The organism is uncultured Granulicatella sp., assembly GCF_938030755.1.
Taxonomy (GTDB): Bacteria; Bacillota; Bacilli; order Lactobacillales; family Aerococcaceae; genus Granulicatella.
The window spans coordinates 32360-55907 of record NZ_CALHIF010000040.1 but is presented as its reverse complement, the minus strand read 5'-3'; the positions used below and the strand labels follow the sequence as shown (position 1 = coordinate 55907).

The window sequence follows — 23548 nt, the reverse complement described above, 5'->3', positions numbered from 1 at the left end:
AAGGGACGAGAGCCCTTCTTTTTTAGTTTGTTTTCTTTGTGCAATGGAAAATTTCATAAACATTAACGATGACACGCCCGGATATGTTATAATTAAAAAGGTTATTATATCTGAGAAAAGATAGGAGAATGACAATGACAGTAGATCAATTAGAATTAGTCGTCATTACAGGAATGAGTGGTGCAGGAAAAACTGTTGCCATGCAAAGTTTTGAAGACATGGGATATTTCTGCGTCGATAATATGCCGCCAAGTTTATTACCAAAATTCTGGGAATTAGTGAAAGAATCAGGAAAAATTACAAAGATTGCGCTCGTAATCGATTTACGTTCTCGTGCGTTCTTTGATGAAATCATGTCCGCAATCGGAGGACTGGATAATACTTCCTTTATTACTACGAAAATTTTATTTTTAGAAGCGAGTGATGATGCATTAGTCTCTCGTTATAAAGAAACTAGAAGAACTCATCCATTAGCTGGGGAAGGGCGTATTTATGATGGAATTATTGCGGAGCGTCGATTACTACAAGATATTAAGACTCGCTCACAAAAAGTCATTGATACTACGAATTTATCTCCTCGTCAGTTACGTGAAGAAATCATGCAAGCTTTCTCTAGTGGTCAAGAGGGTGTGTTTACGATTCAAGTTATGTCCTTTGGATTTAAATATGGATTACCAATTGATGCAGATGTGGTGATGGATGTTCGTTTCTTACCAAACCCACACTATATTCCAGAGTTACGTCCTTTGACCGGATTAGACGAACCAGTTTATGACTATGTAATGAGTCAGCCAGAAGCGAAGACGTTCTATCATAAACTGATGGATTTACTAGATTTCTCCATTCCTGGTTACAAGAAAGAAGGAAAATCAAGCGTAACGATTGCGATTGGATGTACAGGTGGACAACACCGTTCTGTAGCTTTTGCAGAACGAATTGGCCGTGAATTATTATCCGACTCTTATAATGTGAAAATTTCTCATCGTGACAAAGATCGTCGTAAAGAAGGGAATGGACGCTCATGATGTTTGAGGTAACACCAAACCCTCCGAGGAAGAAAAAGGGCCCGAAAATTACGGTAATTGGAGGAGGAACAGGACTCCCTGTTCTTCTTAGAAATCTCCGAAAGCGTGATGCGGAAGTCACCGCAATCGTAACAGTTGCCGATGATGGTGGAAGTTCAGGAGTGATTAGGGACTACATGAACGTCGTCCCACCAGGTGATATTCGAAATTGTATGATTGCTCTTTCACCAATGAATCCCTTACAAAAAGAAATCTTCCAATACCGTTTCAATTCGGATGATCAGTTCTTTGCAGGACATGCGATTGGGAACTTGATTATTGCGGCATTAACGGAAATGCGTGGGAATAATATTTTTGATGCCATCCGTTTACTGTCTCGAATGATGGCGGTTGAAGGGCATGTTTATCCAGCGGCAGAAGAACCTTTATTACTTCGTGCGGAGTTTAAAGATGGCACGATTGTAGATGGGGAATCTAAATTAGTAAAATTGCGGAAGGAAATTAAAAAAGTTTCGGTTCACTGTTATGATGAAAATCGCCAATTAGATGAACATCGGACTCCTATGGCAGCTAGAGAAGTGATTAATGCCATTATGGAAGCAGATATGGTCGTATTGGGGCCTGGTAGCTTATACACAAGTATTTTGCCAAACCTCATGATTAGTGATATTGGTGAAGCAGTCTGTGAAACGAATGCGGAAGTAGTGTATATTTGTAACATCATGACCCAATTAGGGGAGACTGAGCAATTTACGGATGCTGATCATGTGCGCGTGTTACATGAACATTTAGGAACGAAATTTATTGATACCGTTCTGGTGAATACAGAGGAAGTTCCGGAAGAATATTTAAGCCAACAAAAGAATGAAGAATATCTTTATCAGGTGAAATATGACTTCCAAGGGTTAAGAGACCAAGGATGTCGAGTCATTTCATCAGACTTTATTCGTCTTCGTGAAAATGGGGTATACCATGACGGGGAAAAAGTGATTGATGAATTATTCCGTCTCTTACAAAGTGCAAAAACTGAAAATAATTAAGGAAAAGGAGCCAAGGCTTGTCTTTTGGCTCCTTCATTATGACAAAAAGAGAAAGGAGGAACAAACGAGTGTCCTTATTATCTTTTGCTGCAGAAACAAAACAAGAGTTAACACAGCTAGAAGTGCAATATGATTATTCCAAATACGAATTAGCGGCGCTTATTCGTATGAATGGTGCGGTTGGGATTTTGAACCGCCAATTAATCTTAAATATTCAAACGGAAAATGCAGCCATTGCTAGACGTATTTATATTTTATTGAAAAAATATTATCAAGTTGAGAGTGAACTCTTGGTTCGACGCAAAATGAAGCTAAAGAAAAACAATGTTTATATTGTACGTCTGAAACATGGAACGGAAGAGATTTTAGAAGATTTGAATATCAAATCGAGCGGATTATTCAATATGCGCGTTCCAGAAAATATTAGAGATGATGAAGAAAAAATGCGTGCTTATCTTCGAGGCGCTTTTCTAGCAGGAGGCTCTATTAATGATCCAAAGACGAGCCGTTATCATCTAGAAATCTACTCTATTTATGAAGAACACAATGATGATATTTGCCAGATGATGAATGCTTTTGGATTGAATGCTAGAACGATTGAGCGTCGAAAAGGATATATCACTTATTTAAAAGAAGCAGAGAAAATTGCGGACTTTTTAGCGGTGATTCACGCATCGAATGCCATGCTTCATTTTGAAGATATTCGTATTATTCGAGATATGAGAAATACAGCTAACCGCCTTGTGAATTGCGAAAATGCAAATATCAATAAGGTAGTCAATGCCGCAACTCGTCAAATTGAAGAGATTCAATATATCGAAGATACGGTAGGATTAGATTCCTTGCCGGATAAATTATCTGAAATCGCAAAAATCCGATTAGAAAATCCAGAAATTAGTTTGAAAGAATTAGGGGAGATGCTTCCTTCTGGTCCAATCTCAAAATCGGGAGTGAATCATAGACTTCGAAAAATCTCAGAATTTGCTCAAAACCTAAAAGAAGAAAAATCCAATTAAAAGGAGGGAACGTAGCTTACTATAGAAAAACTATAGGAGGTAGGTTCCATGAACTTAGTATCTTTAATTGGTCGTGTTGTCAAAGAGGTGGAAGTACAACAGCTTCAACCTTCAGGAAAAAGTGTGTTTAATAATACAATTGCGGTGCAAAATGTATATCGAAACAATGATGATTCTTATCATTCACACTTCATTCAAGTGGTCGCTTGGGGCAAAATTGCAGAACGAATCGGCAAGTTTGTCAAAAAAGGAGACCGGATTGGAGTAGAAGGAAGACTGAATACGCGTCGTTATACGAACAAGAATCATCAAGAAGTTTACGTTACCGAAGTTGTTATTGAACAAGTATATTTTTTAGAAAGAAAGCACGAAACAGAGGAGATAGAATCTCCGTTTGAAGATCCACAAAGTCTTTTTGTGGAATAGCGTTAAGGAGAAAAATTCCTTCGCGTCATAGATTTAGAATGAAGGAGTTTTTCAGTGATTATTTTAATAAATGGAGTAGCCATTGCAGTAGGGGCGATTGTGGGAGTATTTCTAAGAAATATTATCGCAGATCGTTTTTCCCAACATATTATACAAGGTTTAGCTCTTTGTGTGTTTTTAGTAGGAATTAAAGGAGCCATTCAAATTCCTAGTAGTATGATTATGATTTTATCGCTCGTTTGTGGAGCTCTTGTGGGTGAAGGAATTCAAATGGAGGAGCGTGTTCGTAAATTTGCGGATTGGCTTCAAGAGAAGACTTCAAAAGGAAAAGAGACAAATGTCAATTTAGGAGAAGGATTTGTCGCTGCGGTGATGATTTTCTGTGTAGGAGCGCTGGCTACAATGGGGTCGATTCAACTAGGATTGACTGGAGAGCCGACTTTACTTCAAACAAAATCCATTTTAGATGGCATTACTTCGATATTTCTTGCTGCAACAGAAGGGATTGGCGTGGGGCTATCATCTGTAGCTGTGATTGCATATGAATTGATTCTAGTAGGTTTATCGCAATTTGTATCCCCTTATTTAAGTGAGACAGTCACAGTTTCTATGTCGGCAGTGGGGTCCTTACTTTTAGTTGGCTTGGCGATGAATCTTCTAGGGATTACAAAGATAAAAGTCCTTAATTTCTTACCCGCTATTTTCATGCCTATTATAATTGTACCCATTTTAACGATGTTTTAATGAAAAAAACTGAGTCGATTTATCGACTCAGTTTTCTTTTTGATTAGTTATTTTCTGCTTCTAATTTTTCAAAAGCATCGTTTAAGATGGATTTCAATGTTCTTGCAGATAAGTCCATTTTCTCTTGTTCAGAGTCTGCTAGAGGGATTTCGATGATTTGACGAATTCCATCACGTCCGATTACGGCAGGAGCTCCGATATAAATATCTTCTTGGCCGTATTGACCTTCAAGGTATACCGATAATGGGAAAATCGCTTGTTCATTATTTAAGATGGCTTTTGTAATACGTGCTAGAGTAGCACCGATACCGTAGTAAGTTGCCCCTTTTTTAGCGATAATTTCGTAAGCTGCATCACGCACTTGGAAGAATACTTCGACTAATTTTTCTTCATCTACATGTGGATTTTGACGAACCCATTCATAGATTTGTAAACCGCCGACGTTTGTATGTGACCAAACTGGGAATTCAGTATCTCCGTGTTCACCCATGATATATCCGTGAACATTACGAGCGTCAACGCCTACTAATTCAGCGATTGTTTGACGGAAACGAGCACTATCTAAAGAAGTACCAGAACCGATAACGCGTTCTTTTGGAAGTCCAGAGAATTTCCAAGTTGCATAAGTTAAGATATCCACAGGGTTTGAAGCCATTAAGAAGATTCCATTGAATCCACTAGCCATAATAGAATCTACAATGTTTTTCAAAATTTTTAAGTTTTTAGAGACTAAGTCCAAGCGAGTTTCACCTGGTTTTTGAGCTGCTCCAGCAGTGATACATACAATATCTGCATCGTGGCAGTCTTCGTATGTCGCTGCGTAAATTTTTTTAGGGGCATTGAAAGCTAAGGCATGTGATAAGTCTAACGCATCGCCTTCTGTTTTTTCGAAATTGATATCAATGATTCCAAGTTCTTCCGCAATCCCTTGTAATACAAGAGCATAAGCGTAACTAGAACCAACGGCACCGTCACCGACTAAAATTACTTTATTACCATGTTTTTGAGATTTTTCCATGTTCATACCTCCTAAAAAATTAGTAATGGAGTATCCATAAATAAGTATAGCACGGTTTTCTGAAAATTGATTTTTATAAGTCCTTTATTATGACAAATAATACATAAAAAAAACAATTTCGTGAAAAAGTGAATTAATAACGGGAAGTTGTGGGGGTATGGTATAATAGCAAAATAGAAGAAAAAAGAATAGGTGAAAGTATGAAATTAGTCGTTGGTCTAGGGAATCCTGGAGCAAAGTATAAAGGGACCAGACATAATGTCGGATTCATGACAATGGACGAAGTGGCCTATCAAGAAAAGTTTGATTTTGATAAAGCACTTTTTGATGCAGTGTTTGCGCAGGTGCAAATGGGCGGAGAAAAAGTCATCTTCATGAAGCCCTTGACGTTTATGAATTTATCAGGGGAAGCGATTCGACCATTGATGAATTATTTTAAAATAGGGATTGAAGACTTGCTGGTTGTTTATGATGATATGGATCTGCCGGTTGGAAAGATTCGTCTTCGTCAAAAAGGTAGCGCTGGTGGACATAATGGGATGAAGAGTATTATTTCATGCCTAGGGACAAGTGAGTTTAACCGAATTAAAGTGGGGGTTGGGCGTCCAAAAGATGGACGTACGGTCGTAGGACATGTGCTCAACCGTTTTGAAAAAGAGGAAGAAGAGGACATTATTTTTGCGGTGCAAAAGAGTGTCGATGCGATTCGTTCGTGGATTGATACGGATGATTTTGTTAAAACAATGAATCAATTTAATTAAAAAAATAGAAGAAGAGATGCTGCGAAGTTTTTCGCGGTCTCTTTTTGTCGTTATAAAAAGGAGAAAGTTATGCAATTATTGCACCAAACCATCAGTAAACTGAAAGGATTTAAGGAGTGGCTAGATACACTCGCTCTCCATGAGAGTCAACTGGTTTTAGGACTCAGTGGTTCTATAAAACATTTGGCCGAGTCGTGCGCATTTGAAAAATTAGATAAGCAATTAGTGATTGTGACGCCAACGCTCTTACAAGCGACGCAGACTTATGAAGAATTGTCAGAGTGGTACGATGAGGATATTATTCATCTCTTTCCAGTAGAAGAGTCACTTGCTGCGGATTTTTCAGTGGTATCACCAGATGTGGTGAGCCAACGGATTCGCACGCTTGATTTTCTAAGCCGTGGACAAAAAGGAATCGTCATTGTGCCGCTCTCTGGAATACAAAAACTCTTAGTACCGGCAGAAGTGTGGAAAAAGAGTTCGCTTGAACTAGCCATCGGGTCTAAAATCGAATCGATGGATACCTTTGTGGAGCAGTTGGTGGAATTAGGATATCGCCGCGAAAATATGGTGGCGACTCCTGGTGAATTTGCGCTTCGTGGAAGTATCGTCGATATTTATCCGCTCGACCAAGAATATCCACTTCGTCTTGATTTCTTTGATACAGAAGTGGATTCAATTCGCGCATTTAATGCGGAAACACAACGTTCGATGGATGTGATTCAAGAAGTGCGCATCTTACCCGCCACAGACTTACCTCTGCAAAAGGAAGCCGTTTGGAAGGCGCAAACGAAAATTCATGCGCTCTATGAAAAGGACGTGAAGTCTTCCCAAAGTCAAGAGCGAAGAGACCAAGTGTCGAGTATTCAACAAGCTATCGATGCACAATTAGAAAATGGAGAGATTCCTTCAAACTTATCGTACTTCTTAGAATGTATTTATCCTGAGAAGACTAGTTTATTAGATTATGTTTCTAAAGATGCGTACCTCATTATTGATGACTACGCTCGTTTTATCGAAAAGAGTAAATCCTTAGAAGAAGAGGCTGGCTATTGGAAGACGCACCATATCGAAACAGGTGCGATTGCGTCTGGATTGTCGCTCGTTCAAGATGGACGAAAAGTATTAAAGGAGAGTCCTCTTAAGAGAACGTATTTAGCCATTTTCCAAAAAGGACTCGGACGACTATCTCTCGATGCGATTCATCCGATTACGACCCGCACGATGACACAGTTCTTCTCGCAAATGCCGATGGTGAAAGTCGAAGCGGACCGCTGGAAGAAACAAGGCGCAACAGTCATCGTTTTAGTCGATGATGCCAAACGTGCACAAAAAGTAGAACAAACCTTTGCCGATTTTGATATCAAAAGTGTGATTTCAAACGGGACTGTACTAGAAGGGCAACTTCAAATCATGGTCGGCAAGATGCACAATGGATTTGAACTGCCAGAAGACAAATTTGCTATTTTAACGGAACGCGAATTATTTAATAAACTCACAAAACGCGCACCGAGAAACCAAAAGATCTCGAATGCGGAACGCTTGAAGAGCTATACTGAATTAGCGGTTGGGGACTATGTGGTTCACGTGAATCACGGGGTCGGTGTGTATCAAGGGATGGAGACGCTAGAAATCGGCGGCATTCACCAAGACTACATGTCGATTCATTACCAAGACGGCGGGAATTTATTCGTTCCAGTTTCTCAAATTAAGCTCGTTCAAAAATACGTGTCGTCTGATGCCAAAGTACCAAAACTCAATAAATTAGGTGGTACGGAATGGGCGAAGACAAAACGAAAAGTGGCTGCGAAGATTGAAGATATCGCCAATGAACTCATCGAATTATACGCTAAACGCGACGCCGAAAAAGGATATGCGTTTAGCCGAGATACCGTGGAACAACAAGAATTCGAGCAAGCCTTTCCTTACACGGAGACTCAAGACCAACTGCGAAGTGTGGCAGAGATTAAGGAAGACATGCAAAAGGACAAACCGATGGACCGTCTGCTGGTAGGCGACGTTGGATACGGGAAGACAGAAGTAGCGATGCGTGCGGTCTTCAAAGCTGTAATGGACGGGAAGCAAGCAGCTGTTCTTGTTCCGACAACGATTCTCGCCGAGCAACATTACGAAAATTTTGTTCAACGATTTTCTGACTATCCGTTTAAGATTGGTTTACTGAGTCGATTCCGAAGTAAGAAAGAACAAGAAGAAACCATTGAAAAGCTTCGAAAAGGATCAGTGGATATCGTGATTGGGACACATCGTCTTCTTTCAAAAGACGTGCAATTTTTAGATTTAGGACTCCTCATTGTCGATGAAGAACAACGTTTTGGTGTGAAGCATAAGGAGCGTTTGAAACAATTGAAATCGCAAGTGGACGTATTGACGCTAACAGCAACGCCAATTCCACGCACACTCCATATGTCGATGCTTGGGGTGCGTGATTTATCCGTCATCGAAACGCCACCAGCAAACCGATATCCGGTCCAAACCTTTGTAATGGAACAAAACCCAATGACGATTCGAGACGGAATCGAACGCGAGATGGCTCGTGGCGGACAAGTTTTCTATTTATATAATCGAGTTGAGACGATCGAGAAGAAGGCCGATGAACTGAGAGTTTTGGTTCCAGGTTGTCGTGTCGGGGTGATTCATGGCCAGATGAGTGAGGCCACACTTGAAAATATTCTCTTCCAATTTATTGAAGGGGAATACGATGTCTTAGTAACAACGACGATTATTGAAACCGGAGTCGATATTCCAAACGTAAACACTCTTTTTATTGAAAATGCCGACTATATGGGGCTTTCGCAATTGTATCAATTGCGGGGACGTGTTGGTCGTACAAACCGTATTGCTTATGCATACCTTATGTATCAACCAGATAAAGTCTTAACCGAAGTTAGCGAGAAGCGACTCCAAGCGATGCGCGACTTTACAGAACTTGGCTCTGGATTCAAGATTGCCATGCGTGACTTATCGATTCGTGGGGCAGGGAATTTACTTGGAAAACAACAGCATGGATTTATCGATTCGGTCGGATTTGATTTATATTCTCAATTATTAAGTGAAGCCGTGTTGAAGAAACAAGGAAAAGAAGTGAAGTCGGACGAAGAAACCGTCGAAATCGACTTGCAGATTGATGCGTATATTCCTGCAAGTTATATTCAAGATGAACGCCAAAAAATCGAGATGTATAAACGTATTCGTTCGATTGATAGCGTGGAAGCTTATGAAGAATTGCTCGATGATTTTATCGACCGCTTCGGGGACTTCCCGGATGAAGTGAGTGCATTAGCGGAAGTTGGATTGATTAAACATTACGCGAATGAAATTAACGCTGTTTCGATTAAGCGTAAAGACAATTCGGTGACGATTACGATTGCCCAGCCAACTGCGACTCGTTTGCAAGGAGTGCCTGTCTTTGAGGCACTTGGTCCAGTGAAATTACCAGCACAAGTGGCCAACAAGGGCGAAAGTCTTCAGATTTTATTAAATATCACGCAAAAGCCTGTTGACTTATGGCTGGAGCAAGTTAAACTGTTTGTAAAAACATGCGGGGAAATTCTAGCCCGCGATGAGGAAAAACATGAAGAAGATAAATAGTAAAGGGATGATGCAAGGGGCGATTGCGCTCTCGATTGCCGCGTTTATTGCTAAGATTTTAAGTGCGGTGTACCGAGTTCCTTTCCAAAACATGGTAGGAAACACCGGATTTTATGTATATCAACAGGTGTATCCTATCTATGGAATCGGCATGACCTTTGCATTAACGGGCTTCCCGGTATTCGTGTCCAATGTAGTCGCGGAATACTTGGAGTCGACACATTTAAAGAAATTATTGAAGCAGCTATTCGTGATTGCAAGCCTCGTTGGAGTGGGGATTTTTGCCTTCCTCCATTTGGGTGCAGGAATGATTGCCCGCTGGATGGGAGACGTAGAACTCTTGCCAGTCGTCCAAAGTGTATCGTGGATGTTTCTATTGATGCCGTTTCTAGTCATCACAAGGGGGTATTTCCAAGGAAGCTTTCGAATGATGCCGACTGCCATCTCACAAGTGGTGGAGCAGGTCGTTCGTGTCGCGGTAATTCTCTTTGTAGCGAGTCTGTTTGGCAGCACCATTTCAGACTACTACACGATGGGGACATGGGCGATGTCGAGTGCGACGATTGCGGCAGTCTTCGCGATTCTTGTGATGCTGTATTATGCATATCAGGAAACGAAAGATCCGCTCGACGCCTTGACGATTTCACCAGTAGAAATGGAAGTTCCAACTTTTGGGCATCTCTTTAAACGCTTTGCCTTTGAAGGGGGGACCATCTGTCTCCTTAGTTCTATTTTAGTCTTGTTTCAATTGGTGGATTCTTTCTCTGTGTACAATATGTTAACAGACCAAGGAATACTTCCTGAAGTGGCGAAAGACCTGAAAGGAATTTACGACCGGGGACAACCGCTTGTTCAATTAGGAATGGTAGTTGGAGTAGGATTTTCATCGAGCTATATGCCGATGTTATCGCGTTCCTTCAAGAAAGGCCACGACTTAGAATTTAAGAGACTATCTGCGTCACTTCTTCGAATGACGATGACATTCTCACTTGTTGCGACGATGGGGATGATTGCCATCTTGCCGTGGTTAAATACCGCACTCTTTGGAGATGCGAAGGGGCAGTCAGTACTGCTTGTCTATGTTACAAGTATTTTCTTTGCGTCAGTCATTATGTCGCTGCACGGCATTTTCCAAAGCCAGCATCAATATCCAAAGACGCTTCTGGCACTCGTAGCAGGACTCGTAGTGAAAGCTGGTACGAATTATTTATTCGTAGCGATGTTTGGAACACTTGGTGCCAGCCTTGCGACGGCGCTTGGATTATGTGTCATGATGAGCGTGATGATGGCTTTTGCAAAAGACATTTTTATAAGTGTGTTGCATGAAGGAAATTTCATACAGCTTCTTACTGGAATTGCGATGGGAATGACCGTTATCGTGTCGATATTATCCTACGGTACGTGGTACTTTGCAGGACTTCAAGATTCTAGAACGATGGCTTTTGTATTTTCATTGTTCTATGCCTTCGTCGGTGTAGCCCTCTTCTTGGCTGGAACGATGAAATGGAATTTATTTACAAAACGCGAATGGGTGCTAATCCCTAAAGGAAAAACCTTGCTTAGAAAATTTAGTAGAAAAGAGGAAAATGATGAGACTCGATAAGTTTTTAAAAGTATCCCGATTAATTAAACGTCGTACAGTGGCTAAAGAAGTGGCTGACAAGGGACGTGTGTTTATTAATGATAAAGTGGCGAAATCTTCAACGGACGTAAAAGTTGGCGACAAAATCGCGATTCAATTCGGGAACAAACATGTCTTAGTACAAGTTGAAGCGTTGATGGATTCAACAAGAAAAGAAGACGCTAAAGAAATGTTTACGATTTTAGAAGAAAAGTTCATTAAAGAAGAAAACACAAATTTATAAAATGAATCTAAAACTAGGTTCTCTCATTTGAGGGAGCCTAGTTTTTTATCTAAAAATGTATGCGTTTTCTGTTGACTTCCATTGCAGAAAGGGGTATGATAAATAGTACTTTTTAAAAAGGATTAAAGGAGGAGAAACCATGGATTTACATGCCATAAATATATTGCAACCATTCAATGGATGGATGGAATTACGTCATTTTTTGGCTATTTTTATATCATGCGCATGTGGATTAGCGATTGGTTATGAGCGTACCTCTAGAAATAAACAAGCGGGTGTGAAAACGCACATGATTGTGGCGTTAACTTCTTGTTTGATGATGATTATTTCAAAAGAAGCTTTTTTAGATACTCCAAACTATGATACTGCTCGTGTAGCTGCGCAAGTGGTCAGCGGGATCAGCTTTATTGGAGGGGGAATCATTTTTATGCGTGATAAACGCGTAAGTGGTTTGACTACAGCCTCTGGAATTTGGGCAACTTCAGGGATTGGACTTGCAATTGGTGGGGGATTCTGGTTCTTTGGAGCACTATGCTCGGCCATTATCGTCATTGTGCAAAAGCTTGCATATGAGCCTTTATTACAAGGGAAAAGCCGTCAAGTAAATATTTATTGTGAAATTCCAAACCCAACGATTGTACAATCTATTTATAATTATTGTCATTTTGGAGATTATCAATCCATACAAGTTGAAGCTAGAGAATTAGACGACGAGAAGTATGAACTAGTGATTCGTATCCAAAATGATGAAGAGATTGTCATTGAAAACTTGAAAAATTATATTCGTGAAACGGAAAATCAAGTTGTGATTAAACGCGTGAAACTACGTACTGAGGATGTAAATTAAAATTTTTGATACCGCAGAGAGCTTATCTGCGGTATTTATTTTTAAAGAAATCGTTTTAAGAGATTTTAGAAGGATAGTCCATCCTTAAAAAACACGGATAATCATAAAAAAATAAAAAAATTCTTAGTGTAATCATAGACGATAAGGCTCATTCTTGTTATACTCATTGTGTATAAGTTAAAAAGGAGACAATTAAGGTGAAGCAACAAAATCAATCCACAAATTCGAATATCGTTTCTATCAACCAAAAAAGAAAACCGAAAACTTCTTCACCAGTTTGGAAAAGTCATTCACTAGTTACCAAACTGATTGTGATTGCATTAATTGCCATATCCGGAGTGATGATTGTCGGTATTGGGAATCAATTACAACAAGCGAATCAATTAGATCAAAAGATTGAAAAGGCAAAAGCTGAAAAAGAATTCGCTGAAAAACAAAAAGAATCTTTAACGCAGCAAGTTGAACTTCTTCAAAGTGATGAATACATTGCGAAGTTAGCGCGTAGTGAATACTATTTAAGCAAAAATGGTGAAATTATTTTTAGTACGCCTAACGACACTGCTGAAAACAAAGCGCAACAAGTCAAAGAAGAAGTGGAACAAGGGGAAACTGTTGTTAAAGTAACCACACAAAACCGATAAGGCAATGAACCCTTTTTATACGTGAGCGTGTATAAAAAGGATAAAAATGAAGGAGGAACGCTTTTTATATGTCAATCGAAGTAGGAAACGTAATCCCAGGTAAAGTGACTGGAATTACAAATTTTGGAGTTTTTGTCGATTTAGGAGATCGTAAAACAGGTCTTGTTCACATTAGTGAGGTTTCAGATTCGTATATCCAAGATATCAAAGAAGTTTTGAAGGTTGGAGACGAAGTTAAAGTGAAAGTCATGACAATTGCTGACGACGGCAAAATTAGTTTATCGATTCGTCGTGCCGTTGATAAACCAAAGGAAGATACTGAAGACAAATCTAAAAACAAAAAAACTTTCACACCGCGTAATCAAGATTCACAAGATTTCAAGAAAAATCGCTTTGCTGGGAAATCAGCTGCTCCATATGAAAAGAAATCTCCTTCGCAATCAAAAGCAACTGATTTTGATTCATTGATGAGTTCCTTCTTGAAAGACTCTGAAGATCGTTTAACTTCATTGAAACGTAACACTGAAGGGAAACGTGGAGGACGTGGCGGTCGCCGTTCATAATGACTATTCTAATCTCTTCTAGTAAATGCTAGAGGAGATTTTTTTGACAGAAAGGGGAGAGCTATGCAACATCAATTAGCCAGTTTTTTTAGAAAAAGAGTACCTGAGTATACTCATCAAAAATATGTTCTCGCTGTATCCGGCGGAGTCGATTCGATGGTTTTGTTGAATGCTATGGCTCTCTTGTTTGAAGACGACGCTAAAGAACATCTTGTAGTGGCGCATGTGAACTATGGACTTCGCGTCCAGTCGATGGATGAAGCACAATTAGTCCGTCGTTTTTGCAAATCTCATCAAATTCCATTTGAAATAAAGAATTGGAAGGAAACGAAGGAAGAAAAAGCCTCAGAAAGCATCTTAAGAAATTTTCGTTATGAATTCTTTGAGGAAGTATTGAAGAAACATCAAGCCCATTATTTAGTATTAGCACATCACCAAGATGATCAACTCGAAACTATTTTAATGAAGTGGTCTAGAGGAAGTACATTGGAAGGATTGTCTGGGATGAAGGAAATTCGTCAGGTGAAAGGAATGACGATTTTACGCCCGTTCCTGTCACTGGATAAGAAAGAATTGTACAAAGAAGCCGAAATACATCAAATTCCTTACTTAGAAGACGAATCGAATGAATCGGACAATTATACAAGAAATAGATATCGTCATCATGTGGTTCCTTTTCTAAAGGAGGAAAATCCAAATGCCGGAAGTCACTTCCAAAAGAGCGCGCAGATGATAGCGGACGCTGTGGCCTGCTTAATGCCGATTTTAGAAGAAAAACAGGAGCTATTATTCCAAAAAGGAAAGAAAAAAGTTTTATTCCACCGCGAAGCATTCCTGAAAGAACCTATAGAGATGCAACGATTACTCTTACAACAAGTACTCATCCAAATGGATACAACGATTTCAGTTGTCCAGATGGAACAGATCTTGGAAAAAATTGGCTCGAATAAAGCACAGCTCACTCTAGATTTGTCAAATGGATGGAAGTTTAAGAAACGTTATGAAGACTGTTCATTTGAAAAAGGAAGACCTAGAGTCGTTCCAAATATTGAGTACGTACTCTCCAAAGCAGAGGATACATTAATTCGTCCAAATGAAGATGAGCAAATTTTGCTCACAACAGGAAAGACATCTTCAGAATTTGCCTTTCCCGTGAATAAAGAGGATTTTCCACTAACCATTCGTCATGCAAAATCTGGAGATAAAATTGCACTGAATGCGGAAGGGACAAAACATCAAAAAATTTCCAGATGGTTTATCAATTCAAAGATTCCACTAGAAGAACGTAAACAAATTTGGGTTGTTGAGGATGCATCCAAAAAAATTCGTGCAATTTTAGGCTATCGCTATGCTCATCCGTTGTCCTTTGAGGAGGAAACTGGTAAAATGATTCTATCTTACGAAAACAAAACGAGGTGCACACATGTTAAAAAATGATATGTCAGAAATTTTAGTATCAGAAGAACAATTACAAGAAACAATCAAGAAATTAGGTGCTACTTTAGCGGAAGATTACCGTGGGAAAGATCCGTTAGTCATTTGTATTCTTAAGGGTGCTATTTTCTTTATGGCAGATTTAGTTCGTGCGATGGACTGTAACTTAGAAATTGATTTCATGGATGTATCTAGTTATGGAAATGAATTTGAGTCAAGTGGTGAGGTTCGTATTTTAAAAGACCTAGGTCAAAGCGTTAAAGATCGCCATGTGATTATCGTGGAAGATATTATCGACACGGGCCGTACTTTAAAACACGTGGTTGAATTATTAAAACATCGCCAAGCAGCAAGCGTAAAAGTGGTGACTTTATTAGATAAACCTGAACGTCGTGAAGAAGCCATCGAAGCAGATTATGTTGGAATTGAAGTTCCTAATAAGTTTGTTGTAGGTTATGGATTGGACTTCAAACAATTTTATCGTAATCTCCCTTGTATCGGCGTATTGAAATCAGAATTCTACGAAAATTAAGAATGAGTTAAACTATTCGTCAATAAAAGTCAAATATGTTATGATAGAGCGGTAGTTAAGAATACTATCGTTCTTCTTTTTTAAGAAGATGAGGAGGTCCAATGAATACAAATAAAAATCGATCAATTTTTAGATCAAGTTTACTATATATGCTTATTTTCGGTGCGATTGTCATTTTTGTAGGAATGTTCAATGGTAATTCGAAAGGCCCTGTAGCAGATATTTCTTATACAGAATTTATGCAAAGTTTGAAAAAAGGCGAAATTAAAGAATTAAAAATGCAATATTCAAACTCTGTCTATACGATTACTGGGGAATATACAGATCCTAAGGAGCAAACTACCGAAGAAGCTAAAAATCAAAAAGGATTATCGATTTTTGATAATCGTTCTACAAAGAGTACACAATTCAAAACAACAGTATTGCCAAATGACTCTACTATAAAAGAAATTAATGAAGCTGCTCAATCAAAAGATACAAAAGTGGAATCTTTACCAGAAAGTTCTACAGGAGTATGGATTGCAGCACTGATCCAAGTGGTTATTCCGCTGGGAATCTTGGGCTTCTTGCTGTATAGCATGTTTATGAGTCAAGGTGGCCAAGGCGGACGTAACAATCCGATGAACTTTGGTAAGAGTCGTGCAACCAATCAGAAGAAACAAAACGTAAAAGTGCGCTTCTCTGATGTAGCCGGTGCCGAAGAAGAAAAACAAGAGCTTGTAGAAGTGGTTGAATTCTTAAAAGACCCACGTAAATTTACAGCGCTTGGTGCTCGTATTCCTGCAGGGGTACTTCTTGAGGGCCCTCCAGGAACAGGGAAAACCCTTCTTGCCAAAGCCGTTGCCGGTGAAGCAAATGTACCGTTCTTCTCGATTTCAGGTTCTGAATTCGTAGAAATGTTTGTAGGGGTTGGAGCAAGCCGTGTTCGTGACTTATTCGAAAACGCGAAGAAAAATGCTCCAGCAATTATCTTTATCGATGAAATCGATGCCGTTGGTCGTCAACGTGGTGCCGGAATGGGTGGCGGACACGACGAACGTGAACAAACATTAAACCAATTGCTCGTTGAAATGGACGGGTTCGAAGGAACAGAGGGAATCATCGTGATTGCCGCAACAAACCGTTCAGACGTATTAGACCCAGCCTTACTTCGTCCAGGACGTTTTGACCGCCAAATTTTAGTAGGTCGTCCAGACGTGAAAGGCCGTGAAGCGATTCTGAAAGTACACGCACGCAATAAGAAGCTTGCAAAAGACGTGGACTTAAAAGTGATTGCGCAGCAAACTCCAGGATTCTCTGGGGCAGAACTTGAAAACTTATTAAACGAAGCAGCTTTAGTGGCCGCTCGTCGTGATAAAACAGCCATCGACGCATTAGACGTGGATGAAGCACATGACCGTGTGATTGCAGGTCCTGCGAAAAAAGATCGTGCGATCAGCAAGAAAGAGCGCGAAATGGTGGCTTACCATGAAGCAGGACATACCATTGTGGGTATGGTTTTAAGCGATGCTCGTGTGGTTCATAAAGTAACGATTGTCCCTCGTGGACGCGCTGGCGGGTATGCGATTATGCTTCCAAAAGAAGATCGTTTCTTAATGACAAAAGAAGAATTATTCGAACAAGTAGTTGGACTTCTTGGTGGTCGTGCTGCTGAAGAGTTTATCTTTGGTGTGAAGACTACCGGAGCAAGTAACGACTTTGAACAAGCAACAGCTATCGTTCGTAGCATGATTACAGAGTACGGAATGGTGGATGAATTAGGAACTGTTCAATACGAAGGAAATCATCAAGTATTTATCGGACGCGACTATGGTCAAACAAAAGCTTACTCAGATCAAGTGGCCTTTGAAATTGACAATGCGGTACGTCGTATCATGAAAGAAGCGCATGAAAAAGCTCTTCAAATTTTAGAAGAACATAAAGACCAATTAGAATTAATTGCTCAAAAACTTCTAGAATTAGAAACGTTAGACGAACGTACAATCAAATCACTTTTTGAAACAGGTGAAATGCCAGCTACCATCGTGGAAGATGAATATCCAAGCGAATCAGAAGCGGCAAGTTTTGAAGAAACAAAAAAAGCCTTAGCAAAACGTGATGCTGAACAAGCGGAAGGTAAAGAAAATCCCAAAGAGGACGAGGAAGTGGAAGTAGCAGATGTTACGCCAGCTCCAAGCAAACTTGAGAGTGAAAACAAAGACGAATAATAGAAAGAGAAAGAGAGCTGAGGCTGTTGTCACAGCTCTTTTCTTTTAAAAAAGGAGAAACAAATGGCAGATTCATTATTAAAAGTATTAGCATTCAATGATGAGGTTAAAGCCGTTGCTATGGTAGCAACAGATGCAATTGCAGAGGCCCAACGCAGACACGACACTTGGAGTTCTGCTACAGCAGCGCTTGGACGTACGATTATCGGAACGCAATTATTAGCAAGTAGCTTAAAAGGTGACGAACGCATCACGGTTCAAGTGAATGGGGATGGCCCCGGTGGAAAAATCATGGCTGATGCAAACGGTCGTGGGGAAATGCGTGGTTATATCACAAATCCTCATGTCAGCCTTGACTTAAACGACAAAGGAAAATTAGATGTCCGTGGTGTCGTTGGAACAAACGGAACGATTACCGTTATCAAAGACTTAAATATGAGAGAACCATTCTCAGGCCAAGTGCCCATCGTGGACGGGGAGCTCGGAATGGACTTTACGTATTACTTAGCAGTTTCAGAGCAAGTTAATGGAGCTGTTGGGGTATCGGTTCTTGTAAATCCAGATGAAACGGTACGTGCAGCAGGTGGCTTTATGATTCAATTATTGCCAGGAGCTAGCGAAGCGACGATTTCAGAAATCGAACGTCGTATTAACGAAATTCCAATGGTTTCAAAATTAATTGACCAACAAGAACAACCGCGCGATATTTTAAATCGATTATTAGGTTCGGAAAACATTCGTGAATTAGAAGAAATGCCTGTGAAGTTTCATTGCGGCTGTACGCGTGAACGTTTCAGTGCAGGATTGATGTCGATTGGGGTAGATGATTTACAACACTTGATTGACGAAGATCACGGTGCAGAAGTGGTATGTCATTTCTGTGGCGAGAAATATCATTTTGATGAAGCAGAATTACAAGGGTTAATCGATGAAATTAATGCCAAACGCGAAGCGGCAGACGCTTAATCGTTAAGGTGTAAGAAAGTGAGAAGGGGTGATTCCATTTCTTCTCACTCTTTTTGTGTTTTCAGCCGTTAAAGCTATACAAATAAAGAAAAACTCAGTATAATACATACATAATACGGACGAGGTATATAGATGATTAAACGAATTTTTGCTCGAATGAAAGGTTATTTATTGTTATTTGTGGGGAGTATCGCACTTTTGGCAGTGGCTCTAATGCTTGATTTTAAAACATTCGAACAATTTAATTTTTACCGAGATGTAGACGTTTGGAGTCATCCGATTCTCTTATTGCAACTAGTGATGCTCGCAATTGTGCTCCTGATGCTAGGTCAAGTCATTGGTTTATCTGTGAGATATTATTTCGCATTTAAGAAATTAGATGCACTCTTCCCGAATAACGAATGGGAACAAAAAGATTCTAAAGAAAAAGCAGACTATGTCGATGAAAAATTCGAAGCGATGATCGTAAAAGAAGTGCTCATCTTTTACGGAAGTCATTTTACAGTGATTCCGCTAAAAGAATTAAAAGAAATTCATCTATATCGTACGAGTACAGGTCGCCGTGTGTATTATGGAATCAAGTTTACGTTTAAGACAAGAAGACTTGCTTTTGTTCCAAATACGTATGGAAAGACACTAGAAGACAAGTATCGTCTTGTTCGAAAAGTGAATTACTTCGTCCCAGTTAAGATTAAGGACGATTGGAAAAATAACAATAGAAAGTAGGAAATAAAGGTGCATAAAGGATATGTACGAAGAACGATATTTCTTTGGGGCTCAGCTCTATTTTTGAGCCTGATAGGGATTTTCTTTCTTTTTGGAACCGTGAAAGGATACATGCAAGGAGAGGCGCTCTATAAGGCTGGAGATATTTATCATTTGAATGATGCGGGAACCTCCGTTGCGATTCGTGCGTTGGATATAGACTCAGAGCCCCTCACTTATGATGGAAACGATTATTATTTAGTAAAGCATGAAAATGGGGTTACGCCACTTCAAGCGTCTGCCAAAGACATTCAACAATTACTCGATTTGAAGAAAGAAAATCCGAATGGATGGGAGCCTTTAAAAGAGGCGAATATTTATTTAAATGTTCGAGTAACGCCAGCAGTAACAAAGGGGCGTAGAGGGAGTAAGACCGTCCATATACCGCGAGCATTGATGGAAGCTATTATAAACCAATATCAGAAGGGGACTCTCTTGGCTACCAGAGAATCTATACCGCTGGACTTCCTCCATTATTTAACGTTGACATCATTTACAAATCGATTGTTGGAGACGGGGGTTACACTCTTTGTATTTCTATTAGCGGTAGTCTTCTTTTACGTTGCGTATAGACGAGTGCGTACATTGAAGGTAGAATACGAAGCGTTTGATAAAGAGTTTCCACGATACGCACTAAATATGAAGGCTTTACCAATGGATGCAGATTTTCATAATCCTATTCTAAAAGTACTAGTGAAGGATCATAAATTAGTTTGCTATAATAACGATTTTAGAATAATTAGATTACGTGAAGTACGAAATGTTGAAGTTCGTCGCCAATTGGCAAAAAGCAGTGTTGCCTATGCCATCGATTTTGGATTTAGAGGGAATAAGAAAGTAACCATTCAATTGAAGAATCGTCTAGAAGATGTTCGCCAATTAGTGGAGTATTTGAATGAAAAAGAAGGAACCAAAATATCGATATTGTTTCAATAGTAGTGGATATGCGGTTCAAAGAAGATGAGTTAAAAATTTCAATAGAAAGTAAGAGGGGTCGAGATGCATAAAGGAATTTTAAGACGAACATGGGGAAGCTGGATTCTCACTGTCCTGTTAGGATTAATAGTGGCAATGGTGGGGATTGTTGTTTCGTTTGGCTTTATGAGTGGACGTGAATTATACGAACATGGAATCATTTATGAAATGGAAAAAGATTCATCGTCTAGTTCGATTAAAGTATTAGATATTGACCCAAGCCCGCTAAAGATAGACAATGAAGCATATTATTTAGTGAAACATAATTATGGAGTGTCGTTCTTAAAAACAGAGACTTCTGAAATTAAACAAATTCTAGAGTTTAAAGAGGCGCTTCCGGATAAAACGAACGCGCTCGCCACATCTGACTTCTACTTGAATATCCGTGTAGTTAATGAGAAAGAGAAAAAAGGGAGATCTAGCGTCAAAACAAATATTACGCAAGAAGTGAAGGAAAAATTTGAAGAAAAATTCAAACTGAGTCCACTTTCGGTGCAGGCGACTCTCGATAAATTGGACAAAACCCATTATTTAACCATTACGAATAATGCAGATAGATTTTTCGACATCGTGATATTAATGGTGGTAATCGTGATTTTTGTCATTGTATTGGTGTGGCAAATCGTTCGCGTTCGTCAAATAAAAAAACACTATGCTCGTTTTGATGAGCTGTTCCCTGACTATCAAGACGATATGAAACGTTTATTGGATGATGCGGAGTATCTTGATAATCAACTTGGGGTACTTGTCAAAGATGGAATTTTGGTTTCTTTTGGGACGGAGTTCAGGGTAGTAGACTTAGAAAAAGCGGTCAGTGCATCCGTAATTCGTCAAAAATCAAAATGGGGCGCGAAATATGAATTTTCGTTCTTCAATGAAGGCCGTAAGCCAGTAGAAAAAGTTCCTCTTGGTAATTTACAGGACAATGTCATTGATTTAGTCCATTATTTAAGAGAAATTTGCTCATATAATGTGTATATTCAATTTTAAAAAAATAAAATATTTTTTATGGTACACAAAACAGTCTACGATTTTTTCGTAGGCTGTTTTGTTGTGTAGAAATCTTTTGATACTGCGGGTTTAGATCTGCTATAGGAACATTAATTCGGCCACAAACAAGTTAAAAAGTTAACAAATGATAACCATAAAAAGAGTCGAATGTTCATTATTTAGTGATAGAATGAACATATCAAATCAAAGGACGTGATTTTATGGATTTCACAGGTAAAGTTGCCATTGTCACTGGTGGTGCAAATGGTATTGGTAAAGAAATCGTTCGTGGTATCGTTGACGGCGGTGGTTATGTTGTGATTGCAGATATTAATGAAGCTGCAGCAAACAAAACCGTTGAAGAATTCGGACCAGAACACACAAGCTTCAAATACATGGATTTAGGAAATCATGAATCTATCGTAAAAAGCATGAACGAAATTTTAGCAGAACGCAAAGTAGACATCTTAGTGAACTGCGCTGGAGTTATTAGTGCTAAACCATTCGACCAATTAACATACGAAGAATGGGAAAGAACAATCCGCATCAACCTTTCAGGATGCTTCTCAACAATCAGCACCATTTTCCCACACTTTATCGAAAACAAAGGTGGACGTATCGTAAACGTATCTTCAGTTGCTGCTAAACTTGGGGGTGGACTTTTAGGTACTGCTGCTTATGCTTCTTCTAAAGCTGGTTTAAATGGTTTAACAAAAGCCGTTGCTAAAGAAGGCGGTAAATACAATATTGCATGTAACGCTGTATGTCCTTCATTCACTCGTACAGATATGACAACCGTATTATCAGAAGATAAAGAAAAGAGCCAAAAAGTAATTAGCATGATTCCTCTTGGACGTCGTGCAGAACCTACTGAAATTGCGCAAATGATTCTCTTCTTTGCAAGCGACCTTGCAAGCTTCGTTACAGGGGAAATCGGTGACTGCGATGGCGGTATCACATTAGATGGTTGATTTTAGCTAGATTCTTATTCCAAATCAGAGAAGGATTGTGAACAGTATGAAAAAGATTAAAATTCCTGGGGATACAATCATTATTCCAATGTTTATTGGATGTGTGATAAATACATTTTTCCCTCAAATATTACAAATTGGTGGATTTACCACTCCAATCGTGAAAGGTGCTGGACCACTTGTTGGGGCATTCCTCTTCATTATCGGGGGTACCATTTCTCTTAAAAACACACCAAAAGCCGTTGGACGTGGAGCAGCGATTATTTTAGCGAAAATTGCGGTATCTGTAGTCTTAGGGTTATTGGTTGCAAAAGTATTCAACGACAACTTCCTCGGACTTAGTGCTGTTGCCGTTATCGGTGCTATTTCAGTAGCCAATAATGCCATGTATGCGGGGATTGTAGATGTATACGGGGACGAAATCGATGCTGGGGCTGTTGGGATTACAACATTAAGTGTTGGACCAATGGTAACAATGGCCGTATTAAGTAGTGCCGGCCTTGCAAACATCTCGATTTGGAACTTAGTCGGAACTGTTTTACCACTTGTGTTAGGGATTGCGTTAGGAAATGCTTTCCCATACATGAAGAAGGTTCTTTCAAACGGGATTACAGCCATTATTATCGTTGTTGGTTTCTGTTTAGGGGCTAACATGAGCTTTGGCCAAATCCTTGAAGGGGGTCTGCCTGGTATTTTACTAGGGGTGATTACTACACTTGTTGGGGGTATTGCGTCCATCTCAGCAGACCGCTTAACAGGTGGGAACGGGGTTGCTGGTGCTGCCATTTCAAGTACGGCAGCCAGCGCTATCGCTACGCCAGCTGCACTTTCAGCAGTAGATGCAACGTTCAAAGGAATCGAAGCAACTGCAACGACTCAAATTACAGCTTCAGTAATCGTAACAGCTATTTTAACTCCAATTTTAACGGCTTATATCGCTAAGAAATTTGGAAACAAAAAAGAAGCTGAAACACAAGAAGCTTAACCGAATTTAAAAGGGAAACCACCTCGGAAATCATTCCGAGGTGGTTTTTTGTCTTACCTTGGTGTAACAATAATGTTACGTAACAAAATGTGACATCGAAAAGTTGTGTTGTATCAAAAATGAACCGTATCAAAATTGATACAAAAAGAGTCTCAGATACGAAATGGA

The 23548-nt window shown here is 39.5% G+C and carries 22 protein-coding genes; 21 read left to right on the top strand and 1 reads right to left on the bottom strand.

Translation table 11 applies throughout. The features are described 5' to 3' along the window. The first annotated feature begins 134 nt into the window (after positions 1-134). From rapZ to Q0594_RS04330, 5 genes are all read left to right on the top strand, one after another. A complete protein-coding gene (gene rapZ, locus Q0594_RS04350) occupies positions 135-1025 on the top strand; it encodes an RNase adapter RapZ (protein WP_298729965.1) in 891 nt (296 codons plus the stop codon). Then, complete coding sequence (locus Q0594_RS04345; RefSeq protein WP_298729963.1) at positions 1022-2065, top strand: YvcK family protein; 1044 nt, start codon at positions 1022-1024, stop codon at positions 2063-2065. The genes rapZ and Q0594_RS04345 overlap by 4 nt, the downstream gene beginning before the upstream one ends. Before the next feature lie 68 nt (positions 2066-2133). Continuing rightward, positions 2134-3081, top strand: a complete 948-nt coding sequence (gene whiA / locus Q0594_RS04340; protein WP_039848944.1) for a DNA-binding protein WhiA — start codon at positions 2134-2136, stop codon at positions 3079-3081. Between the two features lie 48 nt (positions 3082-3129). Next, positions 3130-3507 carry a single-stranded DNA-binding protein gene (locus tag Q0594_RS04335; RefSeq protein WP_049554848.1) on the top strand — a complete coding sequence of 126 codons (378 nt, stop codon included), beginning with the start codon at positions 3130-3132 and terminating at the stop codon, positions 3505-3507. A 54-nt stretch (positions 3508-3561) separates the two neighbouring features. Then, positions 3562-4251 carry a DUF554 domain-containing protein gene (locus tag Q0594_RS04330; protein ID WP_298729959.1) on the top strand — a complete coding sequence of 230 codons (690 nt, stop codon included), beginning with the start codon at positions 3562-3564 and terminating at the stop codon, positions 4249-4251. A 43-nt stretch (positions 4252-4294) separates the two neighbouring features. On the opposite strand, the gene Q0594_RS04325 is transcribed toward Q0594_RS04330, so the two are convergent. Beyond that, positions 4295-5269: an L-lactate dehydrogenase gene (locus tag Q0594_RS04325; protein ID WP_298729957.1), complete on the bottom strand. Its 975-nt coding sequence runs from the start codon at positions 5267-5269 to the stop codon at positions 4295-4297. 200 nt (positions 5270-5469) lie between these two features. Between Q0594_RS04325 and pth the strand changes: the two genes are divergently transcribed. From pth to Q0594_RS04245, 16 genes are all read left to right on the top strand, one after another. Beyond that, positions 5470-6030 carry an aminoacyl-tRNA hydrolase gene (gene pth / locus Q0594_RS04320; RefSeq protein ID WP_298729955.1) on the top strand — a complete coding sequence of 187 codons (561 nt, stop codon included), beginning with the start codon at positions 5470-5472 and terminating at the stop codon, positions 6028-6030. Between the two features lie 69 nt (positions 6031-6099). Next, entirely contained in the window at positions 6100-9639 is a 3540-nt protein-coding gene (gene mfd / locus Q0594_RS04315) for a transcription-repair coupling factor (RefSeq protein ID WP_298729953.1), read from the top strand. Further along, positions 9623-11242, top strand: a complete 1620-nt coding sequence (locus Q0594_RS04310) for a polysaccharide biosynthesis protein (protein WP_298729951.1) — start codon at positions 9623-9625, stop codon at positions 11240-11242. Before mfd ends, Q0594_RS04310 begins: the two co-directional genes overlap by 17 nt. Continuing rightward, the gene (locus Q0594_RS04305) at positions 11229-11504 is read left to right on the top strand and encodes an RNA-binding S4 domain-containing protein (RefSeq protein ID WP_039848940.1); all 276 of its coding nucleotides are present in this window, start codon (positions 11229-11231) and stop codon (positions 11502-11504) included. The genes Q0594_RS04310 and Q0594_RS04305 overlap by 14 nt, the downstream gene beginning before the upstream one ends. A 139-nt stretch (positions 11505-11643) precedes the next feature. Then, complete coding sequence (locus tag Q0594_RS04300; RefSeq protein ID WP_298729948.1) at positions 11644-12351, top strand: MgtC/SapB family protein; 708 nt, start codon at positions 11644-11646, stop codon at positions 12349-12351. A 197-nt stretch (positions 12352-12548) separates the two neighbouring features. Continuing rightward, positions 12549-12992 carry a septum formation initiator family protein gene (locus tag Q0594_RS04295; protein WP_298648398.1) on the top strand — a complete coding sequence of 148 codons (444 nt, stop codon included), beginning with the start codon at positions 12549-12551 and terminating at the stop codon, positions 12990-12992. A 68-nt stretch (positions 12993-13060) separates the two neighbouring features. Next, on the top strand, positions 13061-13555 hold the full coding sequence (locus Q0594_RS04290) for a S1 domain-containing RNA-binding protein (RefSeq protein ID WP_298729946.1): 495 nt from the start codon (positions 13061-13063) through the stop codon (positions 13553-13555). A gap of 63 nt (positions 13556-13618) precedes the next feature. Beyond that, entirely contained in the window at positions 13619-14992 is a 1374-nt protein-coding gene (tilS, locus tag Q0594_RS04285) for a tRNA lysidine(34) synthetase TilS (RefSeq protein ID WP_298729944.1), read from the top strand. Beyond that, on the top strand, positions 14979-15521 hold the full coding sequence (hpt, locus tag Q0594_RS04280) for a hypoxanthine phosphoribosyltransferase (protein WP_298729940.1): 543 nt from the start codon (positions 14979-14981) through the stop codon (positions 15519-15521). Before tilS ends, hpt begins: the two co-directional genes overlap by 14 nt. Before the next feature lie 101 nt (positions 15522-15622). After that, positions 15623-17728 (top strand): ATP-dependent zinc metalloprotease FtsH, encoded by a 2106-nt coding sequence (gene ftsH / locus Q0594_RS04275; protein WP_298729938.1) that lies wholly within the window; start codon positions 15623-15625, stop codon positions 17726-17728. Between the two features lie 63 nt (positions 17729-17791). Beyond that, the gene (gene hslO / locus Q0594_RS04270; RefSeq protein WP_298729936.1) at positions 17792-18694 is read left to right on the top strand and encodes an Hsp33 family molecular chaperone HslO; all 903 of its coding nucleotides are present in this window, start codon (positions 17792-17794) and stop codon (positions 18692-18694) included. Between the two features lie 132 nt (positions 18695-18826). Further along, on the top strand, positions 18827-19420 hold the full coding sequence (locus tag Q0594_RS04265) for a hypothetical protein (RefSeq protein ID WP_298729934.1): 594 nt from the start codon (positions 18827-18829) through the stop codon (positions 19418-19420). 99 nt (positions 19421-19519) lie between these two features. Then, positions 19520-20395 carry a hypothetical protein gene (locus Q0594_RS04260; protein WP_298729932.1) on the top strand — a complete coding sequence of 292 codons (876 nt, stop codon included), beginning with the start codon at positions 19520-19522 and terminating at the stop codon, positions 20393-20395. Positions 20396-20458: 63 nt separating this feature from the next. Beyond that, the gene (locus Q0594_RS04255) at positions 20459-21424 is read left to right on the top strand and encodes a hypothetical protein (protein WP_298729931.1); all 966 of its coding nucleotides are present in this window, start codon (positions 20459-20461) and stop codon (positions 21422-21424) included. A gap of 221 nt (positions 21425-21645) precedes the next feature. Next, a complete protein-coding gene (locus tag Q0594_RS04250; RefSeq protein WP_298648377.1) occupies positions 21646-22395 on the top strand; it encodes an SDR family oxidoreductase in 750 nt (249 codons plus the stop codon). Positions 22396-22441: 46 nt separating this feature from the next. Beyond that, the gene (locus Q0594_RS04245; protein WP_298729929.1) at positions 22442-23380 is read left to right on the top strand and encodes a 2-keto-3-deoxygluconate permease; all 939 of its coding nucleotides are present in this window, start codon (positions 22442-22444) and stop codon (positions 23378-23380) included. The last annotated feature ends 168 nt before the right edge of the window (positions 23381-23548 follow it).